At 65.9% G+C, this 7252-nt stretch carries 10 protein-coding genes; 9 read left to right on the top strand and 1 reads right to left on the bottom strand.

The window, feature by feature from the left end; all coding sequences use genetic code 11:
- From L615_RS20755 to L615_RS20735, 5 genes are all read left to right on the top strand, one after another.
- The coding region (locus L615_RS20755) for a hypothetical protein (RefSeq protein ID WP_222430443.1) at positions 1-493 on the top strand (493 nt) is incomplete at its 5' end.
- Positions 494-516: 23 nt separating this feature from the next.
- Positions 517-1137: a hypothetical protein gene (locus tag L615_RS20750; protein WP_145724280.1), complete on the top strand. Its 621-nt coding sequence runs from the start codon at positions 517-519 to the stop codon at positions 1135-1137.
- A 203-nt stretch (positions 1138-1340) separates the two neighbouring features.
- Entirely contained in the window at positions 1341-1781 is a 441-nt protein-coding gene (locus L615_RS20745) for a hypothetical protein (protein WP_261376796.1), read from the top strand.
- Positions 1778-2242: a hypothetical protein gene (locus L615_RS20740; protein ID WP_028655357.1), complete on the top strand. Its 465-nt coding sequence runs from the start codon at positions 1778-1780 to the stop codon at positions 2240-2242. Before L615_RS20745 ends, L615_RS20740 begins: the two co-directional genes overlap by 4 nt.
- Entirely contained in the window at positions 2239-3996 is a 1758-nt protein-coding gene (locus L615_RS20735) for a TraM recognition domain-containing protein (protein WP_145726339.1), read from the top strand. The genes L615_RS20740 and L615_RS20735 overlap by 4 nt, the downstream gene beginning before the upstream one ends.
- Here the strand turns inward: L615_RS20735 and L615_RS20730 are convergent.
- On the bottom strand, positions 3982-4311 hold the full coding sequence (locus tag L615_RS20730; RefSeq protein WP_183097481.1) for a hypothetical protein: 330 nt from the start codon (positions 4309-4311) through the stop codon (positions 3982-3984). The two genes, L615_RS20735 and L615_RS20730, sit on opposite strands and share 15 nt — an antisense overlap.
- A 219-nt stretch (positions 4312-4530) precedes the next feature.
- Here L615_RS20730 and L615_RS20725 point away from each other — a divergent pair, with 219 nt between their 5' ends.
- The 4 genes from L615_RS20725 (at position 4531) to L615_RS20710 (ending at position 7218) form a co-directional block, all read left to right on the top strand.
- Entirely contained in the window at positions 4531-4944 is a 414-nt protein-coding gene (locus L615_RS20725; protein ID WP_028655356.1) for a single-stranded DNA-binding protein, read from the top strand.
- A gap of 11 nt (positions 4945-4955) precedes the next feature.
- Positions 4956-5492, top strand: a complete 537-nt coding sequence (locus tag L615_RS20720; protein WP_145726337.1) for a hypothetical protein — start codon at positions 4956-4958, stop codon at positions 5490-5492.
- A 116-nt stretch (positions 5493-5608) separates the two neighbouring features.
- Complete coding sequence (locus L615_RS20715) at positions 5609-5908, top strand: hypothetical protein (RefSeq protein ID WP_028655354.1); 300 nt, start codon at positions 5609-5611, stop codon at positions 5906-5908.
- Positions 5908-7218 (top strand): hypothetical protein, encoded by a 1311-nt coding sequence (locus tag L615_RS20710; RefSeq protein ID WP_145726336.1) that lies wholly within the window; start codon positions 5908-5910, stop codon positions 7216-7218. The genes L615_RS20715 and L615_RS20710 overlap by 1 nt, the downstream gene beginning before the upstream one ends.
- Positions 7219-7252 lie beyond the last annotated feature (34 nt).

Genomic DNA, 7252 nt, shown 5'->3' with positions numbered 1-7252 from the left:
CAACACTGGTGCGCACCCCGATGAGGATCCGCACTCGTATTGTCTGGGGAGTTCCGTGTCTGCTGACCTCGAGGAGAACATCGACGCCGCAGCATGGAACGCACTTGATCCCACGCAGGTTAACGTCAATTCCAGTTCGMCCTGCCAGTTGACGGGCGCGGGCGAGACGGATGTGGTGTGGACTCAGGGGAATATCGCATCTGGGGCACTCGCGTGGACCGACTGCGACGACTACGAAAGCGACCCTCCGACAAATCAGTGCGACCAGAATTACGTCCGCGTCGACTTGGCAACGGTCAATCAAGGGGTGGACGACGAGATCGATCAGACCATAACAACGTGCCATGAGTTCGGGCACACCGCAGGCCTGTCGCACGGTTCGACCCAGGACGACTGCATGGAGAACGTGTCAACCTCCAATCCACCAAACGCGCTCAAGTGGCGTCGCTATAGCGCTCACCACATCGATGACCACATCAACCCGTGGTTCTGATCTAACGAGAAGGGACGGTTGACATGGCAAAGCGATGGTTCGCCGCGACGCTGAGTATTGCCGTGCTCTTCGGGGTAGGGGCATGCTCGAACGAGAAGACTCAAGCCACTTCACAGGCGAACTCGCCGGTGGCGGACTCGGAACGCGCAGGTCCTTCTGCTGCTCTGGTCGCGCATCTACGCGACACGTCCTCGGCTCGGTACGAGCCGTTCGAAACACCGAAGGACATGCTTTCTGACGCTGACGTCGCGATCATGGGTGAGGTGGTCTCCGTAGAGCTCGCGATGATCAGAAACGAGTTCGACGGCCAAGGCGGAGTTGTTGTAGGAGTCCGACCTCTAGAGGTTTGGAAGGAACCCAAAGGCGAGCCGGCCGAGTTGACGTACTTCGTGGTACGCCGCGCAAAGAACGTCGGGGTCGAACCCTTCCGCGCAGGACTTCCCGTTGGCCATAACGTCGCGATCTTCGGATACACGTCCGATGTTCAGTTCATAGAAGGCGATCCTGGCCAGCCCATCCTTGAACCGGCACCTCAGGGTCTGTTCATCGAGACCGACGCCGGGTTGGCGAACGTGTACGCCCCCGGCGACGACGGCTGGCCAGAGATCAAGACGATTAAGGATCTTGCCGCCTCGATTCAATAGTGTCTGGGAACTGCTGCGTCGACATGCGAGATGGGAGTTATTAGGCGTAGTGCGGATGGACCCCCGCGTGCGGAATTTGCAGCAGGACGCACGCTGCGATCGGTCGGACAAGAGACGCCCAGCCCGAGATAGGATCTCGATGCGAGATCCAACCATCCAGTGCGGGTTAGCACGTTCGGGGCCGCCCGGCACACCTGAGTGACGTGATAGGCCGCGATGAGCCAGCCGGTTCGCTTTGGTGCAGAAAAGAGCTCGGACATGTCCTTCTCCACCCTCCTCAGGAGAACGTCATCTCCACAGACCTCGCCGCCGACGCGACCCTGCACCGTGGGATCGCGGAGGTCGAAGCGGAGTCGATCGCGCTGATGGTCGGCGCAGCGCACGGGCTCGACACCTCGTCGTACACCGTCCCTTACGTCTCGACGTGGGCAGCGAGCGTCCCCGGCAAGACGCCGGTCGAGGTCGTCCAGTCGACGGCCGAGCGGGTCAGGAACACGGCGCTCAGCGTGCTCGACAAGCTCGACACCCAGAAGGTCGGCGACGGCACCCCGCCCGGTCTCGATCGAGAGCCACTCAGCCACCGAGCTGGGATGGCGCCTGCCATCACCGGCACGCGTCGCGACGGATCGGTTATCGGGCTATGAAGGTCCCAGTCGTCCTCACCACCGTCCGCTTCGACATCGACAACGCCGGCCGGCTSGAGGTCAGCGTCGACGGGCAGCCACACGCCGACGATCGAAGGTTGTCTCGCAGCGACCTCCGATCGGTCCTCGACGAGATCACTGCGAGGCTCGGCACTGCTGTGCGTGTCGAAGTCCACGAGGCTGACGGCACGACGTACTCGGACATCGAGACTCCCGCGGAGAGCACGGCTCCGAATGCCATGGAGCCCGAGCCGGAGACAGCCACAGCGGCACTTGCCGGCGCCGGCTTCCGCCCAGGCGAACAGGTCGCCCTCGCCTACGTCGTGGCACGCCAGGAAGCCGATGCCAACGGCAATGCCGCAATCAACCTCCCACCGGCGCTGTTGACCGGAACACGCCAAGGGCTGGTTCTCCTCGGTCTGACCTCGCTGACGGTCGCGCCAGTCGAGGCGCAGGCATGAATCCGAATGCTCGCAGCGCGAATGACGAGCTCGTCAACCTTGCTCTGATGGGTCTCACCGCCCTCTTCGGCTTTGGGCTCGCCCTCGGAGTCGCCGGAGAGGTCGCAGCGTTCCTGGCCGGTGCGCCGGGGCCCCGCGGAGGTATGGCCAGCGGGCTTCGTGTCCTCACTGACCCAGGGCACCCCGGAACGGCGCTCGGCACACCCGGCCTGTCCGCCGCGGCGTACTGGCTCGTCGTCGCAGCCATGCTGACGCTGGTCGCCATCGCTGCGTGGCTCGTCTGGACCGTCATCGCGCAACTGCGCCACCGCACCAAGCAGGATCCTCACAAGATCGAGGGCATCGCCACCCGCCGCGACATCGACCTGGTGGCGTCAAAGCGAGCACTCGTACGCAGAGGCGAGACCCTCCGCCCCTCGATCGGCCGGCCGCGGCCGGAGGATGTCGGCTACCTGCTCGGGCGCAGCTGCGGCCGAGAGATCTGGGCCTCGGTCGAGGACTCGATCCTGGTCATCGGACCGCCCCGGTCCGGCAAGGGCCTGCACCTCGTCATCAACGCGATCCTCGACGCGCCCGGTGCCGTCGTCACGACGTCCACCCGCCCCGACAACATCGTCGCCACCATTGCGGCCCGTAAGAAACGCGGACCGGTGGCGGTCTTCGACCCGCAGCACCTCACTGCAGGACTCCCTATCGTCGACGGGACCGGAGTCCGCTGGTCCCCCATCCGCGGCTGCGAGCAGCCACTAACCGCGATGATCCGAGCTGCCGGTCTCGCATCGACGACCGGTCTGTCGTCCGGCGGAGTCGAGTCCGGTGGCTTCTGGGAGGGGAAGGCGAGATCAGCACTCCAATCCCTGCTCCACGCGGCTGCGATCGAGCGTCTACCCACCCGCGCACTCTTCGAGTGGTCGCTGTCGCCCTCGGCTGCGCTCGATGCGGTCGGCATCCTCGCCAGCCGACCCGAAGCCGCGCCAGGTTGGTCGGATGCTCTCGACGGGATGATCAACGCCGACCCGCGCACCCGAGACTCGATCTGGATGGCGGTGAGCCAAGCCCTCGCGTGCCTGGCCGATCCGGCTGTGCTCGACGCCGTGAGTCCCGACCCAGACGACGCCTTCGATCCGCGCGACTTCCTTCTGCAGAACGGGACGCTGTACTTACTGGGGACCGGCGCCGGCGCTGGCGCTTCCTGGCCACTCGTGGCGGCCTTCATTGAGGACCTCACCGAAGTCGCCCGGCACCTCGCGGCCGGCTCCACCGGCGCACGGCTTGATCCCCCGCTTCTTCTGGCGCTCGACGAGATCGGCAACCTCGCCCCGCTCCCCTCCCTTCCAGTCCTCATGGCGGAGGGCGGCGGGACCGGCATCACGACGATGCCCGTCCTCCAGTCGCTCTCACAGGCGCGCAACAAATGGGGTGACCACGCCGCCAGCACGATCTGGGACGCCTCGATCGTCAAAGTCATCCTCGGCGGAGCGTCGGCTTCCAAGGACCTCCAGGAACTTTCTGTACTCATCGGCGACCGCGACGAGCGCTCCGACACAGTGACGATCAGCGACTACGGCGCCCGCTCTCTACAGCGGTCGACCCGACGGGCGCCAGTGATGCCGCCCGAGCGGATCCGCACCCTCCCGTTCGGTACCGGGCTCGTGCTCTTGCGTAGCGCTCCGCCACTCGTTGCGGACCTCCGACCTTGGATCATGCGTCAAGGATCGGGCGGTGCTGACGCCCGGCGGTCACATCCCGCTTGACGGACCCGGATCCGGGGCTGACCCGGAACCGTTGCCGTGAAGCGCATTGAGAACCTTGCTAACGCCGGCTGCGCCGTAGCCGTCCAGGGTGGTCCCGTCAGGAAGCACAACGCGTTTCTTGTCGTGCCTTGCCAGAACAGCAGCGAGAACCTTCGCGAGGGCATCGATTCCTGCCGCTGCCTTCCCGAGGCTCACGAGAATCTCAATCGCCTGCTGGCCGTGGGCTGCATGCGAGAGCGGAACCTCTGCATGGAAGCCCGCGCGTTGAAGCGTTGTGGTCAAGTCGTCGGCGTAATCCGCGGAAGCGCGGAACACAAAATCACTGCCACCGATGGATCACCGCCTGCGAGTCGAAGTTCGAGCGGAGCGGTCATGGACCACATGATCCACTCTGCGGGGCCTTCTGCGCTCCACATTGCCGAACCGAGCGACGCGCCTGCTCCCGTCAAGGAACAGGCATCTGCTGGGAGGGCCAACGCACCTGATGACTGAACGCGGAGCTAAACCGGAGTCCGCTCGATATCAGGAGGCAGCATGTCCATCCCCACCCAGATGAGCCTGGTCGGCTTCATCGCCTCAGCACCCGAACTTCACTTCACCAAGGCCGGCGCCGAGTGCTGCCGCATGCGCGTCGGCATCGAGCAGTGGCGCAAGGAGGTCGACGGGAGCTTCACGAAGCTCGACCCGACCTTCCACGACATGGTCGCCTTCGAGAGCACGGCCCGCGAGACCTACGCCCGCTTCCGCAAGGGCGACTCCTTCGTGGCCAGCGGCTACGTCCACGAGTACGAGGTGGACGGCCGCGAGGGCAGCGTCATCAAGGAGGAGTTCGTCGCCCGCAAGATCGGCCACAACGTCAACAAGACTGACTACGTCGTCCAGCGCGGCCGGCACGCTGCTGACCGGTCCCTGACATCCGTGCCCCAGCCGCCCGCCGTTGGCCTCTGATCGGGCTCGCCATGAGTCCGTACCCGGACGAGCCCAACGACCCTGACGGCTACCGCAGCGTGGCCGATCTCCTGGAGCGACCGCCGGTTCCGATCAACTGGAACCTGCTGGACGCGGAGCAGGCCGAGATCGAGTGGCACGACCTGGACCAGTGGGTCAAGTGGCTCAAGAACACGTTCGGTCTCCCGCCGAACATCGTGCCGCCGTACTGGCATCGCCACGACGAGCTTGTCTGGGAACTGTCGGCGCTGCACTGCCACTGGCTCAGCTGCTACCACGAGTCGGCATCGCCGTCGGCTCCGATCAGCTGGATGCGGGACTTCGCCGAAGCTCGCAGCCGACTTCGGGACTGGGTCTCGATCTGCGGCACTCGGCTCGACCGCGACCGCCCGACTAGGCAGACCACCTGGCCCGGTGATCTCCCCGCTGATGAAGGCGGCGAGATCGAGATCCGCGACCGCAACAAGGACTTCGTCGAGTTCATCCGCGAAGACGTTCTGCGTCGTCGCCGGATCGAGGCAATCGCGAATCAGGAACTCATTGGGTGAGCCGGATACGTGCCATGGCCGAGTCGCGCCCACATTCGTCCACAGCATTCGCGCCGCAAGACGACTGAGAGCGATCACCGGCGCACGGTCGATTCCCGACCCCTGAAGGAGGGAACATGCTTCTCCACCACACACAGACCCTCGCCCAAGCCAGGTCGTACGTCGCCGCCCTCGCCGACCAGGCTCTGACCCTCGAGGCGTCGTCCGCTTACGAGCGGGTGCTCCTGGAACTCGACCGCGTCCACGCCGACGACTGCCCGGCGCTCAACACCGAGGACCTCACGGACGACCGCGACATCCTGCTCGCCGTCGCGAGCAACGCGGTTGAGGAGCTCGAGAACTACGGCGTCGACCCCCTGTCGGTCGAGCTCATCCTGGCAATGCTCGTCGACGCACACGATCTGGACATCGGCTGATGTATGGCGAGAACGGTGCCCAAATGCGCACGGAGTTGGCTGCGCTCCTGCGCCAGCACCGGGTAATGCACCGCCTCCCCGCTGACTCGCCCGCCGAGCGGACTGAGGTCGGGCAGCAGATCCTTCGCTTCAGGCACGCGCTCATCGTCTGGTGCGCGCAAGCCATCCGTGTGGCACAGCCGCTCACGTTCCCGAACATCCCGCCGAAGCCGGCGGACCCGTTCCGCGCGACGACCGAGCACGGCGCGGCAATCAGCGAGCTGGCGCGGGCCCTCGAACTCGCTCGCGACCAGGCAACTGCGCCCGCCGCGTCCAGTACTGAGCTCGCGACGCCAAGCTCGAACGACGTCGTCGAACACTGGCGCTTGGCGGCCCGGGCCGCGGCACTCGCGGAGCACGACACCGCGCCCGACCTGGCGGTCCACCTCACGGCAGCCCAGGCCCGAACCATCGCAGGCGACGTCGCGGCGATCAGCCAAGCACTGGTCGTGCTTGATCGTCGCTATCGGAACACACCTGACTGGGAGTCGCTCCCTGGCTGCGATCGCCTCGGGTGGGCCGCACTCGCTACGGCGCTCGACGTCAGTCTCGGGCAGCCCGACTACAGCGTCGACCAAACCGGATGGCGCCCGCGGACCAAGCCGATCCGCGGACCGGCCAAGCCGGGGATCCTCGGAGTGCTCCAGGCCGAGCACAACCTCCTGGTCCGACTGAAGTCGTTCCCGAACGCCATGAACCTGCGTCTGATCGTCGACTCCCAGCGCCTCCTCAGCTCGCAACTAGTTCCGTACGCCGAACGCGTCGATCCCGAGCTGGCCGAGCAATGGCGAGCCCGCACCGCGACGTACACGCGGATGCAGCGCGAGCTCCGCAACGTCGGAGGACGACTCGGCAATGGGGCCGGCGCCACGACAGAGGCAGCGAACGCGGTCAGCCGAATGAAGGCGTTGCCAGCCGACACCGTGATCGAGCCGCGGATGCTCGGTGGTTTCCAGACACTCTTCCGCCGCATCGACGAGCGCATCAGCGATGTCCTCGAAGCCGGTGTCGAGCGCGGGGCATTCGTCCAGCGCGTGACTGTCCCGCGGCTGGTGAGCGGCGAGGGACGGCTGGTCCACCCCGTTCGCGAGCGCTTCGTGCCAGTCGCCCGTGCGGCCGACCTCGAGGTCATCAGAACCGCGCGTGAGCACCTGCGGCCGCCGGCAAAGCCCGTCGCGGCTTCGCCAGGCGCGAGCCGGATCGATCTCCATGCCGCCCTGATTCACCGTCCGCTCGAGAAGGGAGCGCAGCCCGATGTCCCAGGTTTCTAGCGCGAAGGCGTCCGTTCCCCGGCAAAGGCAGAAG

It is taken from the genome of Nocardioides sp. J9 (assembly GCF_007829375.1).
Taxonomy (GTDB): Bacteria; Actinomycetota; Actinomycetes; order Propionibacteriales; family Nocardioidaceae; genus Nocardioides.
Note: the sequence above shows the minus strand (reverse complement) of the source record. Positions and strands in the feature narration are given on the sequence as shown.